At 63.4% G+C, this 24604-nt stretch carries 29 protein-coding genes; 13 read left to right on the top strand and 16 right to left on the bottom strand.

Features of this window, described 5'->3' with window-relative positions:
• Positions 1-111 precede the first annotated feature (111 nt).
• Positions 112-294, top strand: coding sequence for a DUF3008 family protein (locus LB526_RS13790; RefSeq protein WP_095765193.1), 183 nt, complete (start codon positions 112-114; stop codon positions 292-294).
• Between the two features lie 65 nt (positions 295-359).
• Here LB526_RS13790 and LB526_RS13785 read toward each other — a convergent pair whose 3' ends face one another.
• Positions 360-563, bottom strand: a complete 204-nt coding sequence (locus tag LB526_RS13785) for a hypothetical protein (RefSeq protein WP_140542642.1) — start codon at positions 561-563, stop codon at positions 360-362.
• A gap of 365 nt (positions 564-928) precedes the next feature.
• Between LB526_RS13785 and rpsD the strand changes: the two genes are divergently transcribed.
• The 3 genes from rpsD (at position 929) to LB526_RS13770 (ending at position 3413) form a co-directional block, all read left to right on the top strand.
• Positions 929-1546, top strand: a complete 618-nt coding sequence (rpsD, locus tag LB526_RS13780; protein WP_140840172.1) for a 30S ribosomal protein S4 — start codon at positions 929-931, stop codon at positions 1544-1546.
• Positions 1547-1705: 159 nt separating this feature from the next.
• Positions 1706-2596, top strand: a complete 891-nt coding sequence (gene ttcA / locus LB526_RS13775) for a tRNA 2-thiocytidine(32) synthetase TtcA (RefSeq protein WP_224628051.1) — start codon at positions 1706-1708, stop codon at positions 2594-2596.
• Positions 2586-3413: an inositol monophosphatase family protein gene (locus LB526_RS13770; RefSeq protein WP_224628050.1), complete on the top strand. Its 828-nt coding sequence runs from the start codon at positions 2586-2588 to the stop codon at positions 3411-3413. Before ttcA ends, LB526_RS13770 begins: the two co-directional genes overlap by 11 nt.
• Positions 3414-3458: 45 nt before the next feature.
• On the opposite strand, the gene LB526_RS13765 is transcribed toward LB526_RS13770, so the two are convergent.
• Together LB526_RS13765 and grxD are read right to left on the bottom strand one after the other, a co-directional pair.
• Positions 3459-4682 carry a multidrug effflux MFS transporter gene (locus LB526_RS13765; protein WP_411962504.1) on the bottom strand — a complete coding sequence of 408 codons (1224 nt, stop codon included), beginning with the start codon at positions 4680-4682 and terminating at the stop codon, positions 3459-3461.
• A gap of 188 nt (positions 4683-4870) precedes the next feature.
• A complete protein-coding gene (grxD, locus tag LB526_RS13760) occupies positions 4871-5206 on the bottom strand; it encodes a Grx4 family monothiol glutaredoxin (RefSeq protein ID WP_059185116.1) in 336 nt (111 codons plus the stop codon).
• A gap of 305 nt (positions 5207-5511) precedes the next feature.
• Here grxD and LB526_RS13755 point away from each other — a divergent pair, with 305 nt between their 5' ends.
• Entirely contained in the window at positions 5512-6240 is a 729-nt protein-coding gene (locus tag LB526_RS13755; protein WP_224628049.1) for a DJ-1/PfpI family protein, read from the top strand.
• 40 nt (positions 6241-6280) lie between these two features.
• Here the strand turns inward: LB526_RS13755 and LB526_RS13750 are convergent, their stop codons facing one another.
• The 4 genes from LB526_RS13750 to LB526_RS13735 all read right to left on the bottom strand — a co-directional run bounded on the left by LB526_RS13750 (position 6281) and on the right by LB526_RS13735 (position 11027).
• A complete protein-coding gene (locus LB526_RS13750) occupies positions 6281-6514 on the bottom strand; it encodes a BolA/IbaG family iron-sulfur metabolism protein (protein WP_040995401.1) in 234 nt (77 codons plus the stop codon).
• A 101-nt stretch (positions 6515-6615) separates the two neighbouring features.
• Positions 6616-7143, bottom strand: coding sequence for a hypothetical protein (locus tag LB526_RS13745; RefSeq protein WP_224628048.1), 528 nt, complete (start codon positions 7141-7143; stop codon positions 6616-6618).
• A gap of 93 nt (positions 7144-7236) precedes the next feature.
• Positions 7237-9468, bottom strand: a complete 2232-nt coding sequence (gene purL, locus LB526_RS13740) for a phosphoribosylformylglycinamidine synthase subunit PurL (RefSeq protein WP_224628047.1) — start codon at positions 9466-9468, stop codon at positions 7237-7239.
• Between the two features lie 149 nt (positions 9469-9617).
• On the bottom strand, positions 9618-11027 hold the full coding sequence (locus tag LB526_RS13735; RefSeq protein WP_224628046.1) for a PLP-dependent aminotransferase family protein: 1410 nt from the start codon (positions 11025-11027) through the stop codon (positions 9618-9620).
• Between the two features lie 91 nt (positions 11028-11118).
• Here LB526_RS13735 and LB526_RS13730 point away from each other — a divergent pair, with 91 nt between their 5' ends.
• A complete protein-coding gene (locus LB526_RS13730) occupies positions 11119-11367 on the top strand; it encodes a DUF1127 domain-containing protein (RefSeq protein ID WP_224628199.1) in 249 nt (82 codons plus the stop codon).
• Between the two features lie 6 nt (positions 11368-11373).
• Here the strand turns inward: LB526_RS13730 and LB526_RS13725 are convergent, their stop codons facing one another.
• From LB526_RS13725 to purC, 5 genes are all read right to left on the bottom strand, one after another.
• Entirely contained in the window at positions 11374-12033 is a 660-nt protein-coding gene (locus LB526_RS13725) for a Pr6Pr family membrane protein (RefSeq protein ID WP_224628045.1), read from the bottom strand.
• A 7-nt stretch (positions 12034-12040) separates the two neighbouring features.
• The gene (locus LB526_RS13720; RefSeq protein WP_224628044.1) at positions 12041-12451 is read right to left on the bottom strand and encodes a hypothetical protein; all 411 of its coding nucleotides are present in this window, start codon (positions 12449-12451) and stop codon (positions 12041-12043) included.
• Between the two features lie 38 nt (positions 12452-12489).
• The gene (gene purQ / locus LB526_RS13715; RefSeq protein WP_224525663.1) at positions 12490-13158 is read right to left on the bottom strand and encodes a phosphoribosylformylglycinamidine synthase subunit PurQ; all 669 of its coding nucleotides are present in this window, start codon (positions 13156-13158) and stop codon (positions 12490-12492) included.
• A gap of 2 nt (positions 13159-13160) precedes the next feature.
• A complete protein-coding gene (gene purS / locus LB526_RS13710; protein WP_095765207.1) occupies positions 13161-13400 on the bottom strand; it encodes a phosphoribosylformylglycinamidine synthase subunit PurS in 240 nt (79 codons plus the stop codon).
• A 64-nt stretch (positions 13401-13464) separates the two neighbouring features.
• Positions 13465-14259 carry a phosphoribosylaminoimidazolesuccinocarboxamide synthase gene (gene purC / locus LB526_RS13705; protein ID WP_040995384.1) on the bottom strand — a complete coding sequence of 265 codons (795 nt, stop codon included), beginning with the start codon at positions 14257-14259 and terminating at the stop codon, positions 13465-13467.
• A gap of 274 nt (positions 14260-14533) precedes the next feature.
• Here purC and LB526_RS13700 point away from each other — a divergent pair, with 274 nt between their 5' ends.
• Both LB526_RS13700 and LB526_RS13695 read left to right on the top strand, forming a co-directional pair.
• Positions 14534-14854 carry a DUF1476 domain-containing protein gene (locus tag LB526_RS13700; protein WP_095765208.1) on the top strand — a complete coding sequence of 107 codons (321 nt, stop codon included), beginning with the start codon at positions 14534-14536 and terminating at the stop codon, positions 14852-14854.
• 250 nt (positions 14855-15104) lie between these two features.
• The gene (locus LB526_RS13695; protein ID WP_095765209.1) at positions 15105-15878 is read left to right on the top strand and encodes an HpcH/HpaI aldolase family protein; all 774 of its coding nucleotides are present in this window, start codon (positions 15105-15107) and stop codon (positions 15876-15878) included.
• A gap of 8 nt (positions 15879-15886) precedes the next feature.
• Here LB526_RS13695 and LB526_RS13690 read toward each other — a convergent pair whose 3' ends face one another.
• A complete protein-coding gene (locus tag LB526_RS13690) occupies positions 15887-16444 on the bottom strand; it encodes an RBBP9/YdeN family alpha/beta hydrolase (protein ID WP_224601396.1) in 558 nt (185 codons plus the stop codon).
• 199 nt (positions 16445-16643) lie between these two features.
• On the opposite strand from LB526_RS13690, the gene LB526_RS13685 reads away from it, so the two are divergent.
• A complete protein-coding gene (locus tag LB526_RS13685) occupies positions 16644-17456 on the top strand; it encodes a VOC family protein (RefSeq protein ID WP_224628043.1) in 813 nt (270 codons plus the stop codon).
• 248 nt (positions 17457-17704) lie between these two features.
• Here LB526_RS13685 and purB read toward each other — a convergent pair whose 3' ends face one another.
• Positions 17705-19012, bottom strand: coding sequence for an adenylosuccinate lyase (gene purB, locus LB526_RS13680; RefSeq protein WP_224628040.1), 1308 nt, complete (start codon positions 19010-19012; stop codon positions 17705-17707).
• 263 nt (positions 19013-19275) lie between these two features.
• Between purB and LB526_RS13675 the strand changes: the two genes are divergently transcribed.
• Entirely contained in the window at positions 19276-19533 is a 258-nt protein-coding gene (locus tag LB526_RS13675; protein WP_140546895.1) for a DUF2171 domain-containing protein, read from the top strand.
• 15 nt (positions 19534-19548) lie between these two features.
• Here the strand turns inward: LB526_RS13675 and LB526_RS13670 are convergent, their stop codons facing one another.
• Positions 19549-20565 carry a P1 family peptidase gene (locus LB526_RS13670; protein ID WP_224628039.1) on the bottom strand — a complete coding sequence of 339 codons (1017 nt, stop codon included), beginning with the start codon at positions 20563-20565 and terminating at the stop codon, positions 19549-19551.
• The gene (locus LB526_RS13665; RefSeq protein WP_224628038.1) at positions 20565-21635 is read right to left on the bottom strand and encodes a branched-chain amino acid ABC transporter substrate-binding protein; all 1071 of its coding nucleotides are present in this window, start codon (positions 21633-21635) and stop codon (positions 20565-20567) included. Before LB526_RS13665 ends, LB526_RS13670 begins: the two co-directional genes overlap by 1 nt.
• Before the next feature lie 191 nt (positions 21636-21826).
• Here LB526_RS13665 and LB526_RS13660 point away from each other — a divergent pair, with 191 nt between their 5' ends.
• The 3 genes from LB526_RS13660 to LB526_RS13650 are packed head-to-tail and all read left to right on the top strand — an operon-like array spanning position 21827 to position 24529.
• Positions 21827-22321 carry a flavin reductase gene (locus tag LB526_RS13660; protein ID WP_095765215.1) on the top strand — a complete coding sequence of 165 codons (495 nt, stop codon included), beginning with the start codon at positions 21827-21829 and terminating at the stop codon, positions 22319-22321.
• Positions 22322-22349: 28 nt separating this feature from the next.
• Positions 22350-23273, top strand: coding sequence for an AAA family ATPase (locus LB526_RS13655; RefSeq protein ID WP_140840139.1), 924 nt, complete (start codon positions 22350-22352; stop codon positions 23271-23273).
• Positions 23274-23278: 5 nt separating this feature from the next.
• Entirely contained in the window at positions 23279-24529 is a 1251-nt protein-coding gene (locus LB526_RS13650; protein ID WP_224628037.1) for a vWA domain-containing protein, read from the top strand.
• The last annotated feature ends 75 nt before the right edge of the window (positions 24530-24604 follow it).

The following is a 24604-nucleotide window of genomic DNA, read 5'->3' as shown; positions in this document are numbered from 1 at the left end:
CCAAGGTCGGCCGCCTAATGGCCAACTCACGCAGCCGGCGGGCCGAGCCGCTGCCGCTGGAACTGCCGCTTCAGCCCGGCGTTTCTTCTCACAGCAAAGGGAGAAACCGCCATGCCCGCCAAATCGCAAGCCCAGCAAAAGGCCGCCGGCGCAGCGCTGTCCGCCAAGCGCGGCGAGACGAAGAAGAGCGAGCTCAAGGGCGCTTCGCGCGAAATGTATGAATCGATGAGCGAAAAGCAGCTCGAGGAGTTCGCCGAGACCAAGCGCAAAAGTCTGCCCAGCAAGAAGTCATAGGTCGAATGAAAGGCCCGCGGCGTCGGCCGCGGGCCTCCGTCAACCCTTTTTTGGCGCAAGATGAGCTAGCGGCGCCACCAGCAGCGTTTGGTCTTGTAGCGGATGACGTGGCGATGGCCGTGGCGCCAGACCACTCTTTTCGTCACCACGACGCGGCATATCTGCCTGTGGCCGCTCCAATGCCTGGCCATGGCAGGTTCCGGCGTCATGACCGCCATAGATCCCGCCAATACAGCGGCCCCGGTCAGGGTAAGGAAGAACTTCTTCATGGGAATTCGGACTCCTCTGCTCCAGTCCCTTAATTAAGATGGCAGAGCAGGGCAGCTCCTTGGAAGCACAAGCCGCTCTGCTGCCGACGGCCTTCGCCACAACCGGCACTGCACGCCACGCGGGAAATTATCGGGTTGCGACCCGCGCTGCCAGCCGTAAGCTTGACACCGGTTAAATCTCTGTTTAACAGGCCCACCAACACCGGGTGGCGACGCCCGGTGGTTTCTTTTGACGTGTCCCGTGGGTTTTCCGTCGCTTTGCGTAGAAAACCCTGTCAGGTCTCGAAAACGAAGGCCAGAGGAGGGCGCGTTTCCTTCGCCCGGAGCCATGGGGTTGCGGGTATATTGTTTTGAAAGGGAATGCGATGAGCAAGCGCGAATCCGCGAAATACAAGATCGACCGCCGTCTCGGCGAAAATATCTGGGGCCGCCCGAAGTCCCCGGTCAACAAGCGTGAATACGGCCCCGGCCAGCACGGCCAGCGCCGCAAGGGCAAGCTTTCCGACTTCGGCCTGCAGCTGCGCGCCAAGCAGAAGCTGAAGGGTCACTATGGCGATGTTTCGGAAAAGCAGTTCCGCAAGGTCTATGAAGAGGCCAACCGCCGCAAGGGCGATACCTCCGAGAACCTGATCGGCCTGCTCGAGTCGCGTCTCGACGCGGTGGTCTACCGCGCCAAGTTCGTGCCGACCATCTTCGCCGCCCGTCAGTTCGTCAACCACGGCCATGTCAACGTCAACGGCAAGCGCACGAACATCGGCTCGTATCGCTGCAAGCCGGGCGACGTTATCGAGGTGCGCGAGAAGTCGAAGCAGCTCGTGATCGTGCTGGAATCGGTCGCTCTTGCCGAGCGCGACGTGCCGGACTACATCGAAGCCGACCACAACAAGATGACCGCGACCTTCGCTCGCGTTCCCGGCCTTTCGGACGTTCCGTTCGCCGTGCAGATGGAACCGAACCTGGTCGTCGAATTCTATTCGCGCTGATCGACATCAATCAGCCGCAGCATCCAAGGCCGCCTCTCGAGGCGGCCTTTTCTTTGGCGGTCAGGCTATTCACTTTGGCCGCATTTATGCGACGCCGTGTGATTCCACTCGGCTGCAAAATGCTCTAAAGCCGAGCGCTGACAACGCGGAGCCGGCGCCATGAACATGCTGCCAGACCTCAAATCCCTCGAGCCGATCGACGATGAGACCGACGGCGGTTTCCACCCGCTGTTTCGCGACGTGCCGTCCTCGGTCGAGTTCAACAAGCTGCGCAAGCGGCTGTTGAGGCTCACCCGCCAGGCGATCGAGGATTTCGCAATGGTGATGCCGGGCGAACGCTGGCTGGTGGCGCTGTCGGGCGGCAAGGATTCCTACGGCCTGCTGGCGCTTTTGCTCGACCTCAAATGGCGCGGCCTGCTGCCGGTCGAGCTGCTTGCCTGCAATCTCGACCAGGGTCAGCCGAATTTCCCGAAGCACGTTCTGCCCGACTATCTCAACGCCAACGGCATCGCCCACCGCATCGAATACCAGGACACCTATTCAGTGGTGACCGACAAGTTGCCCGAGGGCAGCACCTATTGCTCGCTCTGCTCGCGGCTGCGGCGTGGCCATCTCTACCGGATCGCACGCGAGGAGGGGTGTTCGGCGCTGGTGCTTGGCCATCACCGCGAGGACATTCTCGAGACCTTCTTCATGAACCTGTTCCATGGCGGGCGTCTCGCCGCCATGCCGCCCAAGCTCCTCAATGACGAAGGCGACGTCATGGTGCTGCGGCCGCTCGCCTATTGCGCTGAGGCCGACCTCGAAAAATTCGCCAACGCGATGAAATTCCCGATCATCCCGTGCGACCTCTGCGGCAGCCAGGAAGGGCTGCAGCGCAATGCCATGAAGGCGATGCTCGACGACATCGAGAAGCGCATGCCGGGCCGCAAGGACACGATGATCCGCGCCATGGCCAATGTAAGGCCCTCGCATCTCCTGGACAGGAAGCTGTTCGACTTCGCGGGGCTCGACGCAAACCCGGGACAAGACATTTCCGATGCGATTTGACGATAACGCGATCGACTGGCTGGCCGAGCTTCTCGCCGGTGCCGCAAACGCCGAAATCATGCCGCGCTTCCGCCGGCTGGGCGAGGGCGACGTGCGCCAGAAGACGTCCGCCGCCGACCTCGTCACCGAGGCGGACGTCAACGCCGAGAGGCTGATCACCGCCAGGCTGCTCGAGCGCTATCCGCAAGCCATGGTGGTCGGCGAGGAAGCCTGCTCCGATAACCCGGCGCTGCTGTCCGGCCTTGGCGATGCCGCGCTTGCCTTCGTCATCGATCCGGTCGACGGCACTTTCAATTTCGCTTCCGGCGTGCCGCTGTTCGGTGTCATGGCCGGCGTCGTCGTCAATGGCGAGACCGTCGCCGGCATCATCCATGACCCGGTCGGCAAGGACTGGCTGATCGGGACCAAGGGCGCCGGCAGCCATATCCGCCATGCGCATGGCGCGCTGGAGAAGGTTCGCGTCGCGGCACCGGTGCCGATGTCGCAGATGACCGGCGCCGTTTCCTGGCAGTTTCTCCAAGAGCCTGAACGCTCGCGGCTCGCCCGCAACCAGACCAAGACGCTGTCGCAATTCGCCTATCGCTGCGCGGCGCATGAATACCGGATTTTGGCCAGCGGCCACGCCCATTTCGTGCTCTACAACAAGCTGATGCCCTGGGATCATCTCGCGGGCGCGCTGATCCACCAGGAGGCCGGCGGCTACGTCGCGCGCGTTGACGGCAGCGCCTACCTGCCCTCGCATGTCGATGGCGGCCTGCTGGTGGCACCGGACAAGCAAAGCTGGGACGAGTTGCGACGCGAGCTCTGGGCGGAATAGGGGCCGTGCCGGCTCTGGCCGGCAAAGCTGCCGGCCATACAGCATTTAATGCAGATCGGTGATGTGCCCCGAAACAGGGGGATTGTGAGGCTGGAACATCCTGCCCCGCTCGGCGATCAGGATCATCAGCAGAGCCGCGACCGAGACGGTGCAGAAGCCGGCGGCCAGAGGCGTCACCGTGCCGTTATAGGCCTGGCCGATCAGCGCGCCGATGATGGCGCCGAGGAAGGTCTGCATGAAGCCCAGGATGGACGCGGCGGTGCCGGCGAGCTCGCCGAGCGGCTCCATGGCCAAAGCGTTGAAATTCGCGCCAAGTCCGCCGAACGGCAGCATCGCGCCGGCAAAAAACGCGATGAAGAGCCAGAGCGGCATTTTCATTTCGAGCGAGACGACGAGCCAGGCAAGGCTGATGCACAGGAAGACAAGCAGCGCGCCCTGCGACAGGCGGCGCATGCCGATCTGTCCGACCAGCCGCGAATTCAGATAGTTCGAGAAAGCCAGCACGCCGGCGACGCCGGCAAAGATCAGCGGGAACAATTCGCCGACATGGAAGATGTCGATATAGATCTGCTGGGCCGAGCTGATGAAGCCGAACATGGCCGCGAAGATGAAGGTGCTGGCAAAGGCGTAGCAAAGCGTGAGGCGGTTGGTGAGCACGATGCGGAAGCCGCCGGCGACGGAGCTTACCGTCAGCGGCCGGCGATATTCCGGATGCAGCGTCTCGGGCAGGCGCAACAGCGCCCACGCCGACACGACCAGCGCACCGATGGCCATGGTGACGAAAATCCAATGCCAACTGGCAAACAGCATGACAAACTGGCCGATGCCGGGCGCGACCACCGGAATTGCCATGAACACCATGAAGATCAGGGACATCACCTCGGCCATGCGCCGCCCTTCGAACGTGTCGCGCACGATCGAGACGGCGATGACGCGGGTCGCCGCCGCGCCGAAGCCTTGTATCAGGCGGCAGGTCAGCAACAGGGCGAAACTCGGCGCGACGGCGGCGGCAGCCGCGGCGGCGACGTAGACGACCAGGCCGAAGACCAATGGCGCACGGCGCCCGAAGCGATCCGAAATGGGTCCGAAGAAAAGCTGTCCGCCGCCGAAGCCAAGCATATAGGCGGTGATGACATATTGGCGATGGTTCTCGCTCTCGACGCCGAGCGAGGCGCCGATCTGCTGAAGCGCCGGCAGCATGATGTCGATGGCCAGGGAGTTGAGCGCCATGAGCGCCGCGCAGAGCGCGATGAATTCCCAGCGCGGAATGGGCAAGCTTGTTGCCGATTGCTGCGCTGCTGCCTGCTTGTCCACCGCGAAATCCGATTCTTCAAACGAACATGCGCCGGATTACCGGCGCATCCATTCGTCTCGTTCTCGAATCCGAGAACTACAATGCCGAGGTGGGGGCAGCCCCGGAAGCTAGTGTCCGCCGGCCGGTCGCCGACGCAATCCGATCAGGCGGCGCCTTTGACGCTGACGCCCTTTTCGACCAGGAAGTCTTGCAATTCACCGGCTTGGAACATCTCGCGCACGATGTCGCAACCGCCGACGAATTCGCCCTTCACATAGAGCTGCGGGATGGTCGGCCAGTTGGAATAATCCTTGATGCCCTGGCGCAATTCGGCCGAGTCGAGCACGTTGACGCCTTTGTAGTCGGCCCCGATATAGTCGAGGATCTGCACCACCTGGCCGGAGAACCCGCATTGCGGGAAGCCGGGGGTGCCCTTCATGAAGAGCACGACGTCGTTGCTCTTCACTTCATTATCGATGTAGTCGTTGATGCCGGTCATGAACAATCCTTTCATGCCTGTGGGAGTCAGGCTCGAAGCATGTCCTTCAAATAAACCCATAGGTTGGCTGAAACAAGACGTTAGCCGTGACGCTGGCCCAATGCCGCAAAAGTCGGCGCGGTTTGGGCCAAACCGAGTGACGGTGGATTCGTAGTGATGAATCTGAGCTTGGTGCCCGACGCGGAAGACGTCTCCCGGCCCAGATCTGCCCCCTCGGAGCTGTGACCCGTTGCGCATATCTTCACCAAGCGCGATGATCTCCACTGCGCCAAGCCGGCGTGCGGGCATTTGGAGGCGAATGCGGCATGTCCGGTTTCGATATAGGCTTCGTGATCTTCCCTGGAATCACGCAACTCGACTTTACTGGCCCGTTTGAAGTCTTGAGCCGGCTTGGAACGCCTGCCTCGATCTCTGCGGCCAGCAAGTTCCCTCAATCGAGAACCCACGTTGTCGCGAAGACCATGCTACCGGTTTCGAGCGACCGCGGTCTCGGCATCATGCCCACCTGCACGTTTCAGAGCTGTCCCCAGCTAGACCTGATTTGCCTGCCCGGTGGCGCAGGCGTCGTAGAAGCTCTCGCCGATTTCGAGACGATCGATTTCATTCGCCGCCAGGGCGAGCAGGCAGAATATGTAACCTCTGTTTGCATGGGCGCCTTTCTTCTTGGTGCAGCCGGGTTGTTGAAGGGACGTAGGGCTGCGACACATTGGGCCTACGTCGATCTGCTCCCCTTGGTCGGCGCCAGTCACGAAAGGGGCCGGGTAGTGCGCGACGGCAATGTCTTCACCTCGGGCGGCGTCACTTCGGGGATTGACTTCGCATTCCGCATCGTCGCCGAACTTGCTGGACCGGAGGTCGCGCAAGCCATCCAACTCGGGATCGAGTACGACCCGTCTCCTCCCTTTGATTCAGGTCACCCTGACAAGGCATCCGAGGCGGCCATCGCGCTCATGGTTCAACGCAACGAAAAGGCCTACACGGGGATTCGCGAAGGACTCAAAAAATTGGTCATCCCCGGCAAATTTCCGCGCTAAGGGACCTACAACTCCAATACGAGCCGTCAGATTTCAAGCACTAATCCGGAACGCTGGTCTGCAGCGCCAGAGCATGCAGGACACCGCCCATCTTGCCCTTCAGCGCGTCATAGACCATCTGGTGCTGCTGGACGCGGCTTTTGCCCCGGAAACTCTCGGCCACCACTTCGGCCGCATAATGATCGCCGTCGCCGGCCAGGTCGCGGATGGTCACTTTGGCGTCGGGAATGCCTTCCTTGATCAGTTTTTCGATGTCGTGGGCATCCATTGCCATGGCAAAATCCTGTTTCAAGCGGGCAGGCTGTGTGGTGTGACTCGGGGTAGAGCCTAGAACCTTTCCAGCCCGGATTGAAGCCGTTCCGTCGCAGAAGGAAGCTAGGAATTATCCGGGCTCGGATGAACCACACCGTCCTCGCTGATGTCATCGCGCGTCGAATAGGCGCGGCCGAGGCTGAAGACCAGCACGTAGAGCGGGACGTTGATCAGCAGGCCGACGATGGGAAGATAGCTCGTCATCCGCCATGCAGTTGAGAAGAAGGCCTGACCGTAGCCGTCGCAGATCAAGGACGAGCCATAGTCCCAAACCGCCCCGACCACGGCGGCGACGGCAAAGAGCTTGATGCAGGTCGCGATGTGCTTTGCCCGCGCCGGCTCCGGAGAGAGCCTGTTCCACAGCACGAGGCAGGCGATTGGAACCGCATAGATCAGGCTCTGCACGATGAGCATCGGCAGCGTGCCGTTTGCCGCCGCCAGGAACTCGGCGCGGGTTTCCAGCCGCTGGCAGACCTCGCTCGAGGTCGTCGACAGCAGGAACAGGACGAACGGTCCGAGAAACCAGAAGAAGAACAGAGACGGCCAGAAGACGACTGCGACCAGCGCCCTGGCGGTTAATTCATGTCGCATAAAAAAGGATTTATGCGACATGATTTAGGTCTTTTGTCGTAGGCATGTCTTTTTCCCGAAACCGCTGCACACTTTCGGGAGACATGCTTCTGGTCAACTGGCCTGATCCATGAAGCGCGGGAACCAGCCCTCATGGGCGGCGGTCAATTCACTGACCGGGATCGGCCGTGCGTCACCCAGCTTCAATTCACGTCCGCCGGTGGTGCCGATCCATGGCGCGAAGATGCCGAGCTTGCTCTGCTCCTCGCGGATCCTGTCCCATTCGCCGCTTTGCGGGTCGATCGATAACGTCAATAGATAGCGGCCTTGGTCCTCGCCGAACCAGATCGGAATCGGGTCGGTGCCGGTGAGGCCGGGGATGGTGGCGCCGATGCCGGAGGCCATAGCCATTTCGGCCAGCGCTACCGCTAGGCCGCCGTCGGAGACATCGTGGGCCGATGTCACGATGCCGGAAGCGATCAGCGAGCGCACATGGTCGCCGACGCGCTTCTCATGCGCGAGGTCGACGGGCGGCGGCGGACCGTCGGCGCGGCCATGGATGTCACGCATATAGGCGGACTGGCCGAGATGGCTGCCCCATGTCGGTGGCGCGCCGACAAGCACGATCATCTGGCCCTCGGCAGCAAAGCCGATGCGCGCCATCTTCGACCAGTCGGCGATGAGGCCGACGCCGCCGATCGTCGGGGTCGGCAGGATGCCGCGGCCATTGGTTTCGTTGTAGAGCGAGACATTGCCCGACACGATCGGGAAGCCGAGCGCGCGGCAGGCATCGCCGATGCCTTTGATGGCGCCGACGAGCTGACCCATGATCTCCGGCCGCTCCGGATTGCCGAAATTGAGATTGTCGGTGGCAGCAAGCGGCAGGGCGCCCGTTGCCGTCAGGTTGCGCCAGCATTCGGCCACAGCCTGCTTGCCGCCTTCGTAAGGATCGGCCTCGCAGTAGCGCGGCGTGACGTCGGAGGAAAAGGCCAGCGCCTTGGTCGGGTGACCTTCGACGCGCACGACGCCGGCATCGCCGCCTGGAAGCTGTAGCGAATTGCCCTGGATCAGCGTGTCATACTGCTCCCACACCCAGCGGCGCGAGGAGAGATCCGGCCCCCCCAGCATCTTGAGCAGCGCGTCGGCGACGTCGGCCTTCGGTGCGTCGTTCGCGGCAAGCGGCGTTGGTTTCTTCGCCTCGATCCAGGGGCGGTCATATTCCGGCGCCTCGTCGCCCAGTTCCTTGATCGGCAGATTGGCGACCTCGTCACCCTGGTGGATGACGCGGAAGCGCAGGTCATCGGTGGTCTTGCCGACGATGGCGAAGTCGAGGCCCCATTTGCGGAAGATCGCCTCGGCTTCCTCTTCCTTCTCGGGGCGCAGCACCATCAGCATGCGCTCCTGGCTTTCCGACAGCATCATCTCATAGGCGCTCATGCGCTCCTCGCGCACCGGCACCTTGTCAAGGTCGAGCTCGATGCCGAGGTCGCCCTTGGCGCCCATCTCGACCGCCGAGCAGGTGAGGCCGGCCGCACCCATGTCCTGGATGGCGATGACGGCGCCCGACGCCATCAGCTCGAGACAGGCCTCCAGCAGGCATTTTTCGGTGAAGGGATCTCCGACCTGCACGGTCGGACGCTTCTCCTCGATCTTGTCGTCGAATTCGGCCGAGGCCATGGTGGCGCCGCCGACGCCGTCGCGCCCGGTCTTGGCGCCGAGATAGACGACCGGCAGGCCGACGCCCTTGGCCTGCGACAGGAAGATGGCGTTGGTCTTGGCAAGACCCGCCGCGAAGGCATTGACCAGAATGTTGCCGTTGTAGCGAGCATCGAAATTGACTTCGCCGCCGACGGTCGGCACGCCGAAGGAATTGCCGTAGCCGCCGACGCCCGAAACCACGCCCGCGACAAGGTGCCGGGTCTTGGGATGATCCGGCGCGCCGAAGCGAAGCGCGTTCATTGCCGCCACTGGCCTGGCGCCCATTGTGAAGACGTCGCGCAGGATGCCGCCGACGCCGGTCGCGGCACCCTGATAAGGTTCGATGTAAGAGGGGTGGTTGTGGCTCTCCATCTTGAAGACGACGCAGTCACCGTCGCCGATGTCGACCACGCCGGCATTCTCGCCTGGACCCTGGATGACCTGCGGACCGCTGGTCGGCAGCGTGCGCAGCCATTTCTTGGAGGACTTGTAGGAGCAGTGCTCGTTCCACATCGCCGAGAAGATGCCGAGCTCGGTGAAGCTTGGCTCGCGGCCGACCAGATCGAGGATGCGCTGGTATTCGTCCGGCTTCAGCCCATGCGCGGCGACGAGCTCGGGAGTGATCGGCACGGAATTGGAAATGGTCATGAGCGGCGATTTTTGTCCGTGGAAGAGGGGAGTTTCTTTGAGTCTCCTCTTATCGCAAGCTTTCGCGCGATACACCCCACCGGATGACGAAAAAAGCCGGAAAACGGCCCCTGCCGGCGGAGGCCAGGGCCTAGAGCTCGCCAGCTTGATCAGGAAAAACTGTCGTAGCCGGCGCGGCCTTCGTCAAGCAGGCGGCGGATGACGGCGACGCCGCCGGCGACATCCGAGCTTTGCCGCGGCTGCGACACGCCAAAGCGCACGCCGTGAAAGACCTGCTCGGAGCGGCCGGCCTTGAACTCGTCCTCGTCGTCGATGAGCACGCCTTGCGCCAGGCAGGCGTTCTTGAAAGTGCCGGACAGCCACGGGTCCGGCAAGGTCAGCCAGACGAAGGGCACGTTGTCGCGCGCCTTGAAATCAAAACCCGCCAGCACTTCGCGCACGATAGCGAGGCGCACCTGGATTTCGCCAATGCAGCGCTTGCGGATCTCGCCCGCCTGGCCCGACATCACCAGCCGCGTGCCGACCTCGGCCAGCAGAAAGGGCAGGCCGCCGGTCATCATCTTGTGCGCGACACGGATGCGGTGGCGATAGGCCGGTGGGCAGGAAAGCCAGCCGCTGCGCACGCCTGCCGCGACCGACTTTGACAGGCCGCCGGCGACGATCGTGCGCTCGGGCGCGTATTCGGCCAGCAGTGGTGTCGGGTCGTCGGTGAGCTCGCCGTAGAGATCGTCCTCGATCAGCGCGACATTGTACTCACGCGCGATCTTGGCGATCGCCTGCCGTCGCTCCGCCGACAATGTCACCAGCGTCGGGTTCTTAGCGGTTGGCATCAGGAACATCAGCTTTGGATGTTTCTGAGCGCAGACGCGCTCGAAATCATCCGGGTCGATACTGCCCTCATCAGTCAAAACCAGCGCCGTGCGGCGGCCGATCAGCCCGGCGCTGCGCGCGATCTGCGAATAGGTGAGATGCTCGAAGACCACGTAGTCGCCGGGCATGGTCAGCGCCGCGATTGCCGCCATGACCGCGGCATGGGTGCCCAGCGTCGGCACGATCGAATCGAGCGAGGGGCGGAAGGCGTTGCGCGCCAGCCAGCGGCTGCCTGCCTCATACCAGCGCTCGGGAAAATCCCGCGTATAGCTCGAAATGTCGTGCGGATGCTCCTGCGCCGTGCGTGCCAGCATGTCGGCAATCACCGCGCCCTGGCCGACGTCGGGCGCGGCGGTGCTGTCGAAGCGCAGCTTGCCGCTTGGCGCATCGATGGGGCGCGTGCCCTGGATGGCAGGTTCCAAATCCGGCTTCGGGTCTGCGGCGCGCTGGCCTAGCACATAGGTGCCGCGGCCGACCTCGCCGCTCACTAGGCCGCGCTCGCGCAGCAGCTGATAGGCCCTGCCGATCGTGCCGACGGTCGTGCCGATGTCATAGGCGAGGTCGCGCTGCGGCGGCAGTTTTGCACCGGCGTCGATGACGCCCTTGTCGATATCTGACTCAATGCTGTCAGCAAGACGCTGATACAGCGGACCGGAGCCAGAGGAGAGGTCAGGGAGCCAATTTGTCATGGTGACAATTTTCTATATTGCACCGCGCGATGAGTCAATTCATATCGATCTCGCGATTGGGAAGGTACAATCGGAACAGGGCAGAATGACAATGGATACAATGGAGACAATTCGCTATGCTCGCCCGGCTTTTGGCGCGCAGACCGATCAACAGAGCCGTCGCGGCTTCGTCGGTCGCCTGGTATTCGCGCTCCGTTCCGCCGCCAAACAAATCGATCGCATGCTTGAGCGCCGGCGCGGTCGCCTCGCGCTCCTGGAGATGACGGACGAGCAGCTCAAGGATATCGGCGTGTCGCGCTGCGATGCCCATCGCGAAGGCATCAGGGCATTCTGGGAGTGATGCCTATCAACGGCTCGGTTGGAGGCGGGTTGCGGGCTTTCCCCGCAACCGGCCGATGCCGTGATCGATCAGCACGGCAAGCACGCTCAATCCGATGAACAACGCCGTGACGCCCAGCGCCGAAACAGCGACGCTGGCCGCGCCGTTCTTGGCGACGTCGAGGAACGGGTAAGGCACCTCGCTGGCGAAGGGCGCACGTATCAGGGCATAGGCAAGATAGGCGAGCGGATAGATCATCCACCAGGAGATGTCGCGCCAGCGCGTGCTGCCGTCCGCGCCAGCGATGAGCCACCACATGACGAAAATGAATGGCGTGACGTAATGGAGCAGGATGTCGCAAAGTAGGAACAGGCCCTGCGGTTGCCAGAGCCCTGCCAGCACGGTCGCATAGACGATGAAGACCAGCGTGATGGCGACCGCGACGCCAGCCCGCAGGCGTTGTCCGGCAAAGGCCGGGAACCACGCATAGCCGGCGGGTGACAGCAGTGAAGCGTGCACCATCACAGCGGCGATGTTGGTCAGGATGGTGAAGAAGCTGAAATAGAAGACGATCGAGCCGAGCAGGCTGCGTCCCGCCGCCATCGATGCCGGTACGGTGATGGCGAATTGCAAAACAAGCGCAATCAGCCCTACAGCCAGTCCCGCGGTCTGCAGGAACCGGGCCATGACAATTTCAGGCGGCAGCCGCGCAGGACGGATTGCCGGCCCGCCAGCGGGCGATATCGGAACTGATGCGCGCGCCGAGCGGCTCGTTCATCAGCGGGCCAAAGGCATCGACGCGGTTGGAACTGCCCTGCGCCTGCACGACCAGCAGCGGCTTGCCGCCATAATGCTTGGCTGGCACCAGCAGGAAGCGCGGCGTGCCGCTGTAGGAATTGAGCTCGTTGGCCATCTGGTAGGCCTTGAAGGCCGGGTCCTTGCTGGCGATCCAGCATTTGTGCGCTGCGATGGCAACCTGTTCCATCGCGAGCAGCGAGGCGCTCTTGCCTGAGGGAATCGGCGTGGTCTTGGGGCTGGACTGGCAGGAAGCCAAGGCGAGCCCGGCGGCGGCCAGGAGAGCAAGGCGAGCGATCGTCAGTCTCATGGTCAGTCCGCCCCCGCGTTCCGATAGGATGTTAAGGATCAGGCAGCGATGCCGAGCGCGCTTTCGAACAGCGCCCGTCCGTCATTGCCGCCATGCGCCGCTTCGATCAGGTTTTCCGGATGCGGCATCAGGCCGAGCACATTGCCCTTGTCGTTGACGATGCCGGCAATGTCGTTGATCGAGCCGTTGGGGTTGGTGTTTTCCGCATAGCGGAACACCACCTGGCCTTCGCCTTCGAGCCGGGCAAGCGTCTCGGCATCGGCGAAATAGTTGCCGTCATGATGCGCCACCGGCGAGCGGATCACCTGTCCAGGCTGGTAGCCGCGGGTGAACATGGTGTTGGCGTTGGCGATCTCGAGCTTCACCTGCCGGCAGACGAATTTCAGCGACGCGTTGCGCATCAGGGCGCCGGGCAGCAGTCCCGCCTCGACCAGAATCTGGAAGCCGTTGCAGACGCCGATAACGGTCACGCCCTTGGCCGCCTTTTCGGCGACCGCTCGCATCACCGGCATGCGCGCCGCGATGGCGCCGCAGCGCAGATAGTCGCCGAAGGAGAAGCCGCCCGGGATAGCGATCAGGTCGACATCGGGGATTTCTGTGTCGGTCTGCCAGACGGTCGCCGGCGCCTGGCCGGAAATCTTGGTCAGCGCCGCGATCATGTCGCGGTCGCGGTTGAGGCCAGGCAGAAGGACGACGGCTGATTTCATTGTCAGGCGATCTCCACCGCGTAGTTTTCGATAACCGTGTTCGCCAGAAGCTTGTCGCACATGGCCTTTAGGTCGGCTTCGGCCTTGGCCTTGTCGGTTCCGGCGAGTTCGATGTCGAACACCTTGCCCTGCCGCACTTGGCCGACGCCGTCGAAGCCCAGCCCGGAGAGCGCGTGCTCGATCGCCTTGCCCTGCGGGTCGAGGACGCCGTTCTTGAGGGTCACGGTGATACGGGCTTTCATCGATGCTCCTGGGCAGATCGTCGTTTGGGAAAGGCCTGCCATTGTCCGGCAGGCCCGTCAATGTTCAGTGCTTCAGGCCCTTGGGCGCCTCGGAAGAGGCAACGAGTACCGGACCGGTCGGGCGCGGCGGCTCGTTCTCGTTGATGATGCCGAGACGGCGGGCAACTTCCTGATAGGCTTCGACAAGGCCGCCCATGTCGCGGCGGAAGCGGTCCTTGTCGAGCTTGTCCTGGGTGGCGACGTCCCACAGCCGGCAGGAATCGGGCGAGATCTCGTCGGCGACGACGATGCGCATCATGTCGCCCTCGAACAGGCGGCCGCATTCGATCTTGAAGTCGACCAGCTGGATGCCGACGCCGAGGAACAGGCCGGACAGGAAGTCGTTGACGCGGATGGCCAAAGCCATGATGTCGTCGATTTCCTGGGGGCTTGCCCAGCCGAAGGCGGTGATGTGCTCTTCCGACACCATCGGGTCGTCGAGCGCGTCGGCCTTGTAGTAGAATTCGATGATCGAGCGCGGCAGCACCGTGCCTTCCTCGATGCCGAGGCGCTTGGATAGCGAGCCGGCGGCGACATTGCGAACCACGACCTCGAGCGGGATGATCTCGACTTCCTTGATCAACTGCTCGCGCATGTTGAGCCGGCGGATGAAGTGGGTGGGGATGCCCATCCGGTTCAAGTGGTTGAAGATGTGTTCGGAAATGCGGTTGTTGAGCACGCCCTTGCCATCGACCACTTCATGCTTCTTCTTGTTGAAAGCGGTGGCATCGTCCTTGAAAAACTGGATCAGCGTCCCCGGCTCAGGGCCCTCATAGAGGATCTTGGCCTTGCCTTCGTAAATGCGGCGGCGATTTTTCATTTGATTTTTTCTCTGGATCTGCGGGCAAGCGGCGAGTGACCGGTTCCTGCCCGTCTGCCTAAATTAGTATGGCGAAGGCGGCGTTCAATGCCGGTGTTATCGCAATCGTCTTGTTTGCTCAATCGGCAAATCCCGCGAATCAACCGCTTTCGGGACTGAAATGCCGCAGCGCAGCATGCGACGAAGCATATTGACCGGCCCGTGGCCTTTTGGTTTGTGCTTGCCCACCACACATATTCACCGCCAAGCGAATCGGATTGATCGGAGGGACGTTATGAGCAGCATGAAAGACCGCGAAGAGGGTTTTGAGCGCAAATTCGCCTTCGACGAGGAGCTTCGCTTCAAGGCCGCGGCGCGCCGCAACAAGGCGCTTGGCCTGTGGGCCGCCGAGAAACTGGGCAAATCCGGCGCCGATGCCGAAGCCTATGCCAAGGAAGTGGTGGTCTCCGATATCGAGGAAGCGGGCGACCACGATGTTTTCCGCAAGATACGCACGGATTTTGACGCGGCCGGCGTCGCCCAGTCCGACCATCAGATCCGCCGCACCATGGACGAGCTGATGGCGCAGGCGATCGAGGAGATCAAGAACAGCTGAGGCTGTGCGGACATGGTCGTCCGAGAACCGCTTCGCGCTTTTCGGCATCATTCTCTATCTCTTTGTTTTTACGCAATTCCGGACGGAAAACCGATTTGTTTTTACGCAATTCCGGACGGAAAACCGATACACACTTTTCCTGGAAGTGCTCTGACTGGACCAATCGACCGCTCGGCCAAACCGGGCGGTTTTTCTTTGCCTTCGCGTCGTTTCCGGCCAAAACTGCGGATTGTTCACAAGGAAACTTCCGATGTCGCTCAAGTCCCGCCTGGCCGCCGACGAAACGCTGTTCACCGCCTGGTCGGGCGTGCCGGACGCGCTGACGGTCGAGATCATCGCCAAGCAGGGTTTTGATGCCGTCACGCTCGACATGCAGCATGGCGGCCACCATGAGGACAGCGTGCTGCGCGGCCTGGTGCCGGTTCTAGCCGCCAACAAGCCGGCGCTGGTGCGCATTCCGGTCGGGCGCTTCGACATGGCGAGCCGCGCGCTCGATTTCGGCGCCGAGGCGGTGATCGCGCCGATGGTGAACTCCGTGGCCGATGCAAGGCAATTCGCCGCCGCGATGAAATATCCGCCGCTGGGCGAACGCTCCTGGGGCCCGACCTATGCTTTCCCGCGCCATGGCAAGGGCGACCATGCCGAATGGCTGCGCGACACGAACCAGCGCACCATGGCTTTTGCCATGGTCGAGACGCGGGCTGCCCTCGAGGCGCTGGACGGTATTTTGGATACGCCCGGCATCGACGGCATCTTCGTCGGTCCGTCGGATTTCTCGATCGCCTGGTCGAACGGCACCACCATCAATTCGACGCTGGAAAGCATGATGGAGACGGTCGCGTCGATCGCCGAGCGGACCCGCAAGGCCGGCAAGCATGCCGCGATCTATGTCATCGAACCGGCGATTGCCGGGCGTGTCGTGTCGATGGGTTTTCGGCTGCTCGCCATGGGCTCGGACCACACGCTGATCTCGCTCGGCGCGAAAACGCTGCTGAAGAGCATGCGGGATTCGATCGGCTCCTGAAGCCGGCGTTACGGCTCCTTCAACTCCGTCAGGAATTTGGCGAAAGTCATCGAACCCTCCGGCCACGGGCCGAAGCCGGCGTCGTGGTTGAGATGGCCGGCCTCGCCGGCATCGATGAAGAGCGATCCCCAGGCGGCGGCAATGTCCTCGGCGACTGCGAAGGCGCAGAATGGATCGTTGCGGCTGGCGATCACGATGGACGGAAAAGGCAGGGGATCGCGCGAATAGGGGCCGAAGGTCATCAGATGCCTTGGCCTGATTTCCGGATTGGAGACGTCGGGCGGCGCGACGAAGAAGGCGCCGGCGACCGGCTTCTTGAATTGCGGGATGGCCTGCACCGCCGCCGTCACGCCCAGCGAGTGCGCAACAAGTACCACGGGCCGCTCGGCCTCGTTGACGGCGTTGGCCACGCTCGCCGTCCAGTCCTCACGCACGGGTTTGGTCCATTCCGCCTGCTCGACCCGGCGCGCCGTCGACAGTTTCGATTGCCAGCGGGTCTGCCAGTGCTCGGGGCCGGAATTGGTGTAGCCCGGCACGATCAGGATATCTGCGTCTTTGACTTTCATGGCGCGGATGTAGCGAGCGGCCTTCTTGGCTGCAACCCTATCGAAAAATTCGGAGCGATCACAATTGTGAACAACTTGTTCGATTCTTGCTCTCTTGTGTGAACGATCGCAATCGACGATTTGGAGAGGAACAAGGAACAATGGCTGGCGGCCACGACAATCCCATGCTGGGATTAGCGCTGCCCGAACGGAGAGTTTGATGAGCGAACTGCCTTTTGCCGCGACCACCCCGGTCAGCGTGTCGCGTGTCGGGCTAAAGGCGCGCGATGCCGAAAGCCTGGCGGCCTATTACCGCGCCGTCGTCGGCCTGCAGGAACTGAGCCGCGCCGACGGCGCGATCACGCTCGGCGCAGCCAATCGGCCATTGCTGGTGCTCGAACAGGATTCGTCGGCCAAGCCCGACGATCCGCGTAGCGCCGGCCTTTTTCACACCGCTTTCCTTTTGCCGTCGCGTGCGGACCTTGGCCGCTGGATCAGCCACGCCGCCGCTAATCGCATCGGCATCGAGGGCGCCTCCGACCATCTGGTCAGCGAGGCGCTCTATCTCACTGATCCGGAGGGCAACGGCATCGAGATCTATGCGGATCGTCGCCCGCAGGACTGGAAATGGAACGGCGACAGAATTGCCATGGCGACCGAGCGGCTGAACCTGCAGGCGGTGGTGGGCAGCGTGCCGGCGGGCGATGCCGGCTGGCAGGGCGCGCCGGAAAACACCATTGTCGGCCATGTGCATCTGCGCGTCGGTCGGCCGGAGGACGCGGAGGCCTGGTGGCATGACCAGTTCGGCTTCGACACCGTCGCCAAATATGGCGGCCAGGCGGTGTTCCTGTCGTCCGGCCATTACCACCACCATATCGGCGCCAATGCCTGGCAGAGCGCCGGCGCCGGCCGCCGCGATCCGTCGCGCTCGGGCCTCGCCTGGGTCGAGATGCGCTCGGACAATGTGAAGGAGGAAACGAGCCGTGAGGATCCCTGGGGCACTGTGATCAGGACGGTGCCTGGGAAGGCTTGAGCGACGCCTGCGTCAAGCTGGCATCCCTCATCCGTCTCGGCGCTAGCGCGCCGATCCACCTTCTCCCACAAGGGGAGAAGGAAAAACCGCGCCGGAGCCGGCGCCAATCGCAGCGTTGGTGATTAGCTGAGGCGCGGGCGCCAAATTCCCCCTTCTCCCCTTGTTGTGGGAGAAGGTGGTTTGTCGCGAAGCGACAAGACGGATGAGGGGTGTTCCAGCCTGGCGCCAGCGCGCGCCTTCGTTCGGCCTCAAGCTTCCCCGAACACCCGCTTGAAGATCGTGTCGACATGCTTGGTATGATAGCCGAGGTCGAATTTCTCGCGGATCTCGGCTTCGGGCAGCGCCGCCGTCACGTCCTTGTCGGCAAGCAGTTCCTCGAGGAAGTTGGCGCCGTGCTCCCAGACTTTCATGGCGTTGCGCTGCACCAGGCGGTAGGCGTCCTCGCGTGACAGGCCGGCCTGGGTGAGCGCCAGAAGCACGCGCTGTGAATGCACCAGGCCGCGGAACTTGTTGAGGTTCTTCTCCATGTTCTCGGGGTAGACGAGCAGCTTGTCGACGACGCCGGTCAGGCGCGACAGCGCGAAATCCAGCGTTACCGTCGCATCCGGCCCGATCATGCGCTCGACCGAGGAATGCGAAATGTCGCGCTCGTGCCAGAGCGCCACGTCTTCCATCGCCGGCATGGCGTAGGCGCGCACCATGCGGGCGAGGCCGGTGAGATTTTCGGTCAGCACCGGGTTGCGCTTGTGCGGCATAGCCGACGAGCCCTTCTGGCCCGGCGAGAAATACTCTTCCGCTTCCAGCACCTCGGTGCGCTGCAGATGGCGGATCTCTATGGCGAGGCGTTCGACCGACGAGGCGATGACGCCAAGCGTGGCGAAGAACATGGCATGGCGGTCGCGCGGGATGACCTGCGTGGACACCGGCTCCGGCTTCAGGCCAAGCTTTGCCGCCACATGCTCTTCGACATAAGGCTCGATGTTGGCGAAGGTGCCGACCGCGCCGGAAATGGCGCAGGTGGCGATGTCTTCGCGCGCGTGCACCAGCCGCTCGCGGCAGCGCGAGAACTCGGCATAGGCCTGCGCCAGCTTGACGCCGAAGGTGGTCGGCTCGGCATGGATACCGTGGCTGCGGCCGATGGTGACGGTGTCCTTGTGCTCGAAGGCGCGGCGCTTCAGCGCCGCAAGCAAGGCGTCGATATCGGCAAGCAGGATGTCGCTGGCCCGGCTCAGCTGCACGGCAAGGCAGGTGTCGAGCACGTCCGACGAGGTCATGCCCTGGTGGATGAAGCGGGCATCGGGTCCGACGAATTCGGCGAGATGGGTCAGGAAAGCGATGACGTCATGCTTGGTCACGCGTTCGATCTCGTCGATCTTGGCAACGTCGAATTTGGCCGCGCCGCCTTTTTCCCAGATCGTCTTCGCCGCTTCCTTCGGAATGACACCCAGCTCCGCCAGCGCATCGCAGGCATGCGCCTCGATCTCGAACCAGATGCGGAAGCGGGTTTCGGGCGACCAGATGGCGACCATTTCCGGCCGGGAATAGCGAGGGATCATCCGTTTTCTAAGTCCTGCCTGGGAGAAGCGTCGGCCGCGTCCTAACAGAGCCAGGCCCAATGCTCAACGCCGCTGCCGCGCAAACCAGGTACTGACCGCGACGAGTGCTGCAAGACGGGTTTGTCATTTGTCTCATCAGCGTCATGCTTATCACGCCACGATGAACGAGGCGCGCCGTGCGATGCATCCAATCCGGCGTTCATTTGTTATTGTCGGCCGTCTCGCATCCGAAAGGGCAAATCGCCATCCAGCGAAGAACCAGCATGAGCACCGATATCAGCAAGATACGCGGACACATGGAAGTGATCGGCGCCGACGGCGTCCATATCGGCACCGTCGACAAGGTCGAGGGTGATCGGATCAAGCTGACCAAGGCCGACAGCGGCATGGGCTCGCACAAGAACCATCACCACTACATTTCGCTTGCCCTGGTCGCGGAGATCGACGGCCAGAAGGTATGGCTTTCGGCCAATTCGGATGTCGCCGTCACCTTCGAGGAAGAAAAGTCCGATCCGACCTGATCGGGGCCGGGCCAATCAGCGCGACGACCAGACTGGAAACAAATCACCGTCGGCGGGCGTCGCGGCATGGACTCCGCGGCTGATCGCGCGCGCCATGGTGGCGCCGGCCGCTGCGAACAGGTCGATCGCGGCATCGGCGCCGAGCTCGATGCCGCTCCTGCCGGTCGCCAGGGCAAAGACGAGATCGCCGTCGGCCGGCGTGTGCGTCGGCCAGATGGCGCGTGCGAAGCCGTCATGCGCCGAAATCGCCAGTCGCTTGGCCGCGGCCTTGGTCAGGACGGCGTCCGTGGCGATGACGGCGATGGTGGTGCTGCCGCCTTCGGCCTCGCCGCCCATTTGCCTGTCGCGGTATTTCAGCAGGATCTTTCTGGCATCTTCAGGCAGCGGGGCCGGGTAGCCGAGGCCGCCGAACTCGTCGCCGATCTCGAAGGGCGCCGCCCAGAAATGGCGGCTGCGGCCGACCGTCACCGAGCCGGTCGGATTGACGGCGGCGAGCGCGCCGACAGTGACGCCGCTATCGAGCGCGGTCGAGGCGGAGCCCAGCCCGCCTTTGAGGCCGCAGGTCAGGGCGCCGGTGCCGGCGCCAGCCGTGCCGATGGCGAAGTCGACGATTGCCGCCTGCACGGCCCCATAGCCGAGCTCGCGATAGGGCGGATAGCGGCCCCAATCCTTGTCACCGCCATTGCGCAGGTCGAACAGGATCGCGGCCGGCACGATCGGCACGCGGAAGCCGCCGACCTCGACACCGATATTCTTTTCGCGCAGCGCCGCCTGTACGCCCGAGGCGGCGTCGAGGCCGAAGGCGGAACCGCCGGACAGAACGACGGCGTGGACCATCGCGATCGAATTCTGCGGCTCGAGCAGGTCGGTCTCGCGCGTGCCCGGCGCGCCGCCCAGCACCTGGACGCCGGCAACCGCGGGCTCGTCGCACAGCACCACCGTGACGCCGGATTTGAGCCTGGCGTCGGCGGCATTGCCGACGCGAAGACCGGCAACGTCGGTGATCAGATTGCGCGGACCGGTGCGGAACATCACTTGTCCTCCAGCGGCACGAAATGCATGCCGTCGAAGCGGAAGAGGCGGAACGGGTTCTGGCTGAGATCGCCCTTGTCGTCGAAGCGGACGGTGCCGATCGCGGTCGCAAAATCACGGCCGGTCAACGCTTCGCCGAGCGGCTGCCCAGTGCTTTGCGCACCGGCCAGCGCGGCCTTGGCGACCTCGACCGCGGCATAGGCCGGAAGCGTGTAGCCGTCCGGCACGATGTTCTTCGCTGCGAAACCCTGCACCACCTTGGGATCGGCGATCTCCGACCATTCCGGCGGAGCGATCATCAGCGTGCCGACGGCATAGGGCACATCGCCCGGCGGCGTGCGCAGGTTTTCGCCGCCGGCAAAGGTGATGCCGGCATCGAGCTGGGCGGCGTCGCGGCCCATGATGGCGACATCCTCGCCGTCGCCGCCGGCGAACACCTTGGTCGCGCCGGCCTTCTTCAACCGGCCGATCAGCCCGATCTGGTTGTCGAGCTGCGGCCGGAACGTGTCGGTGAAGACCGGCTTCAAGGCAGCCTGCTCGGCTGCGGCGCGAAAGGTCTCGGCCATCTCGCGGCCATAGATGGTGCCGTCATCGACGATGGCAAACAGGTCGTCGCGCCAGAGCTGGATTAGCTTGGTGGCGACCGCATTGCGCTCATCGTCGCCGCGCGGGCCGAGCCGGTAGACCGGCCAGCCGGTCTTGGCGCGCCGGTCGGTCAGGCTTTCGGTGCGCACGCCGACCGTGATGACCGGGATGTTGGCATCCTTCAGGATCGGCAGCGCCGCCTCGATCGCGTCGGTGCAGAGAAAGCCCACCACGACATTGACCTTGGCGTCGACGAATTCCTTCGCTGCTGCGGCGCCGCCATCGGCGGTGCAGGCATCGTCCACAGCCTTGATCGCGATGCCGTTCGCCTCCGCCGCCAGGCCGGCGCCGGCCTCGATCTGCTTGCCGAGGATCGCCGATGAGCCGGAAAGCGGCGCAGCAACGCCGACCAGCGTCTCGGCGTCGGCGCTCGCGGCCAGCGACAGCCAGAGCAGCACGGCTGATGTCGTCGTGAGAAGACGCATTCGGGCTAAGAGATCCTCCATGCCGGGAATACAGTCCCGACACTATTCCAGGAAATGCCTAAAGGCTGGCTAAGCGCCGCGCAACACGCGAATTTGCGGATTGCGGTCAAGCACTTCGCCCATGCTATGCAACTTGTGGCGTGCAATATGCCGCCATATATAACGAACTGGTTTCGACAGGTGGACATCGGGTGCTGAAGATCAATGATATCGGGCCGCAGCATTATCGCGATGCGATGGCGCATTTTGCCGGCCATGTGCATGTGGTGACGACCGACGGGCCCGGCGGCAAAAGGGGCGCCACGGTGATCGCCGCCTGTTCGGTCTCGGACACCCCGCCGACGGTGCTGGTCTGCCTCAACCGCGAGAACGCCAAGAACGAAGCTTTCATCAAGAACGGCAAGTTCGCGCTCAACACCCTCGCATCGGACCAGGAAGCCGTATCGGTCGCCTTTTCCGGCATCACCGGCCTGCCGGTGGAGGAGCGCTTCGCCCTGGCCGAGTGGGATGTGATCTCGACCGGCGCCCCGACGCTGAAAGGTGCGCTGGCGGTGTTCGACTGCGAAATCATCGATAGCAAGGACCTTGCCACACACCGTGTGCTTTTTGGCAAGGTGACAGGCCTGCGCATCGGCGATAATTTGCGGCCGCTGATCTACCACAACCGCGGCTATCATTTTCTTTGAACGTGCAAGCGGGATCCACGGAGACAAGATGACCGCGCCGCGCCCCGCGCCGAAAACGATCGACGAAACGCTCGATCTTTTGACAGGCGCGGATTATGTTGCGGACCGCTCGTTGGCGACGGTGCTGTTTCTTTCACTGCGCATGAAGCGGCCCTTGTTCCTCGAAGGCGAGGCGGGCGTCGGCAAGACCGAGATCGCCAAAGTGCTGGCCGGCGCGCTCGGCCGCCGGCTGATCCGGCTGCAATGCTATGAAGGGCTCGACGTCTCCTCGGCCGTCTATGAGTGGAACTATGCCGCGCAGATGATCGAGATCCGCATGGAGGAAGCGGCGGGCAAGGTCGTCCGCTCCGATATGGAGCGTAACGTCTTTTCCGAGAAATACCTGATCCGCCGTCCGGTGCTCGACGCGCTGACCGGCAAGGCGGGTGCCGCGCCGGTGTTCCTGATCGACGAGCTCGATCGCACCGACGAAGCTTTCGAGGCGTTCCTGCTCGAGATTCTTTCCGATTTCCAGGTAACAGTTCCGGAACTTGGCACGATCAAGGCGGAAGAGCCGCCGATCGTCATCATCACCACCAACCGGACACGCGAGATTCACGACGCGCTGAAGCGTCGCTGTCTCTATCACTGGGTCGACTATCCGAACGCCGAGCGCGAGCTGGAGATCGTGCGGCGCAAGGTGCCGCAGGCGAACCGCCGGCTGTCGGCGGAGGTCGTGTCCTTCATCCAGAAGCTGCGCCAGGTCGAGCTGTTCAAGGCGCCCGGCGTCGCCGAAACCATCGACTGGGCCGGCGCCTTGACCGAACTCGACAAGGTGGCGCTCGATCCGGAGACCGTGTCGGACACCATCGGCGTGCTTTTGAAATATCAGGACGACATCGCCCGTATCGGCGAGGGCGAGGGCCGGCGCATCCTCAATGAGGTGAAGGCCGAGCTGTCGGCGGCGGAGTAGGCGCGATGCCTGTGCCGCGTCCGGAACCCAAGGAAGCGCTCGCCGATGGGCGCATCGCCGACAACATCGTCTATTTCGCGCGTGCGTTGCGCAAGGCAGGCATGCGCGTCGGTCCGGCTTCCGTGAAGGACGCCATCGAGGCGGTGCTTGCTGCCGGCATCGGCTCGCGCGACGATTTCTACTGGACGCTGCATGCGGTGCTCGTCTCGCGGCGCGAGGATCATCCTGTCTTCGACGAGGCCTTCCGCCTGTTCTGGAAATCGCGCGAGCTGATCGAGAAACTGCTGGCGATGTTTTCGCCGGTCGCTGCGGACAACGCTGAGAAGCAGAAGCCGCGGGCTGCCGAAAACCGCGTCAGCCGGGCGATGTTCGAGGGCCATCGGAAGAATCAACCGGTCCGGGAAGTGCCGGAGATCGAGGTCGATGCGCGCCTCACCTTTTCCGGCAACGAGGTGCTGCGCGGCAAGGATTTTGCCCAGATGGATGCGGCGGAGATGGCCGAAGCCAAAAAGGCGATCGCGGCCTTGCGCCTGCCCTTCGATCTTGTCCGCACACGGCGCTTCAGGGCGGACGCGCAAGGGGGCCGCATGGATCCGCGCGCCATGATGCGCTCGGCCGCGCGCACCGGCGGCGAGCTTATCCTGCCGAAATTCCGGTCTCCGCGCGAAGCGCATCCGCCGCTGGTCGTTCTGGCCGACATTTCCGGCTCGATGAGCCAGTATACGCGCATCTTCCTGCATTTCCTGCATGCGCTGACGGAGAAGCGCCGGCGCGTGCACGCCTTCGTTTTCGGCACGCGGTTGACCAACCTGACCCGCCAGATGCGCCATCGCGATCCCGACGAGGCGTTGGCCGAATGCTCGACGGCGGTGAAGGACTGGTCGGGCGGCACCCGCATCGGCGACACGCTTGCCGAGTTCAACCGGCTGTGGTCGCGGCGCGTGCTGGGGCAGGGTGCCGTGGTGCTTCTCATCACCGACGGACTGGAGCGCGACGACGTCGCCGGCCTTTCGCAGGAGATGGAGCGGTTGCAAAAATCCTGCCGGCGGCTGATCTGGCTCAATCCGCTGTTGCGCTTCGACGGTTTTGAGGCCCGCGCCCGTGGCGTGAAGGCGATGCTGCCCTATGTCGACGAGTTCCGGGCAGTGCACAATCTCGACGCGCTGGCCGATCTTTGCGCTTCGCTCGACCAGCGGCGGGCGGCTTCGGTCGACCCGCGCCGCTGGCGGCAAGCTGGCGGGAGGCCGGCTGCGTAGCCATATGTTTCCTTGGCGGGAAACCAACGTTTACCGTAGGGACGACCAAGGTTTCCCTTGAAAGACAGACTTTGC

It is taken from the genome of Mesorhizobium sp. CA6 (genome assembly GCF_020165035.1).
Taxonomy (GTDB): Bacteria; Pseudomonadota; Alphaproteobacteria; order Rhizobiales; family Rhizobiaceae; genus Mesorhizobium.
The sequence above is the reverse complement of the archived record's forward strand: the minus strand, read 5'-3'. Positions and strand labels throughout refer to the sequence as shown.

Coding starts and splice junctions, on each gene's coding strand:
- LB526_RS13725 (WP_224628045.1), bottom strand. CDS start 12,033: ATGGCCCGGTTCCTGCAGACCGCGGGACTGGCTGTAGGGCTGATTGCG.
- rpsD (WP_140840172.1), top strand. CDS start 929: ATGAGCAAGCGCGAATCCGCGAAATACAAGATCGACCGCCGTCTCGGC.
- LB526_RS13745 (WP_224628048.1), bottom strand. CDS start 7,143: ATGCGACATGAATTAACCGCCAGGGCGCTGGTCGCAGTCGTCTTCTGG.
- purB (WP_224628040.1), bottom strand. CDS start 19,012: ATGATCCCTCGCTATTCCCGGCCGGAAATGGTCGCCATCTGGTCGCCC.
- LB526_RS13670 (WP_224628039.1), bottom strand. CDS start 20,565: ATGTTCCGCACCGGTCCGCGCAATCTGATCACCGACGTTGCCGGTCTT.
- LB526_RS13685 (WP_224628043.1), top strand. CDS start 16,644: ATGAGCGAACTGCCTTTTGCCGCGACCACCCCGGTCAGCGTGTCGCGT.
- LB526_RS13695 (WP_095765209.1), top strand. CDS start 15,105: ATGTCGCTCAAGTCCCGCCTGGCCGCCGACGAAACGCTGTTCACCGCC.
- LB526_RS13700 (WP_095765208.1), top strand. CDS start 14,534: ATGAGCAGCATGAAAGACCGCGAAGAGGGTTTTGAGCGCAAATTCGCC.
- LB526_RS13770 (WP_224628050.1), top strand. CDS start 2,586: ATGCGATTTGACGATAACGCGATCGACTGGCTGGCCGAGCTTCTCGCC.
- purQ (WP_224525663.1), bottom strand. CDS start 13,158: ATGAAATCAGCCGTCGTCCTTCTGCCTGGCCTCAACCGCGACCGCGAC.
- ttcA (WP_224628051.1), top strand. CDS start 1,706: ATGAACATGCTGCCAGACCTCAAATCCCTCGAGCCGATCGACGATGAG.
- LB526_RS13785 (WP_140542642.1), bottom strand. CDS start 563: ATGAAGAAGTTCTTCCTTACCCTGACCGGGGCCGCTGTATTGGCGGGA.
- LB526_RS13650 (WP_224628037.1), top strand. CDS start 23,279: ATGCCTGTGCCGCGTCCGGAACCCAAGGAAGCGCTCGCCGATGGGCGC.
- LB526_RS13665 (WP_224628038.1), bottom strand. CDS start 21,635: ATGCGTCTTCTCACGACGACATCAGCCGTGCTGCTCTGGCTGTCGCTG.
- purL (WP_224628047.1), bottom strand. CDS start 9,468: ATGACCATTTCCAATTCCGTGCCGATCACTCCCGAGCTCGTCGCCGCG.
- LB526_RS13790 (WP_095765193.1), top strand. CDS start 112: ATGCCCGCCAAATCGCAAGCCCAGCAAAAGGCCGCCGGCGCAGCGCTG.
- LB526_RS13675 (WP_140546895.1), top strand. CDS start 19,276: ATGAGCACCGATATCAGCAAGATACGCGGACACATGGAAGTGATCGGC.
- grxD (WP_059185116.1), bottom strand. CDS start 5,206: ATGACCGGCATCAACGACTACATCGATAATGAAGTGAAGAGCAACGAC.
- LB526_RS13730 (WP_224628199.1), top strand. CDS start 11,119: ATGGATACAATGGAGACAATTCGCTATGCTCGCCCGGCTTTTGGCGCG.
- LB526_RS13690 (WP_224601396.1), bottom strand. CDS start 16,444: ATGAAAGTCAAAGACGCAGATATCCTGATCGTGCCGGGCTACACCAAT.
- LB526_RS13655 (WP_140840139.1), top strand. CDS start 22,350: ATGACCGCGCCGCGCCCCGCGCCGAAAACGATCGACGAAACGCTCGAT.
- purS (WP_095765207.1), bottom strand. CDS start 13,400: ATGAAAGCCCGTATCACCGTGACCCTCAAGAACGGCGTCCTCGACCCG.
- LB526_RS13750 (WP_040995401.1), bottom strand. CDS start 6,514: ATGGCAATGGATGCCCACGACATCGAAAAACTGATCAAGGAAGGCATT.
- LB526_RS13755 (WP_224628049.1), top strand. CDS start 5,512: ATGTCCGGTTTCGATATAGGCTTCGTGATCTTCCCTGGAATCACGCAA.
- LB526_RS13735 (WP_224628046.1), bottom strand. CDS start 11,027: ATGACAAATTGGCTCCCTGACCTCTCCTCTGGCTCCGGTCCGCTGTAT.
- LB526_RS13720 (WP_224628044.1), bottom strand. CDS start 12,451: ATGAGACTGACGATCGCTCGCCTTGCTCTCCTGGCCGCCGCCGGGCTC.
- purC (WP_040995384.1), bottom strand. CDS start 14,259: ATGAAAAATCGCCGCCGCATTTACGAAGGCAAGGCCAAGATCCTCTAT.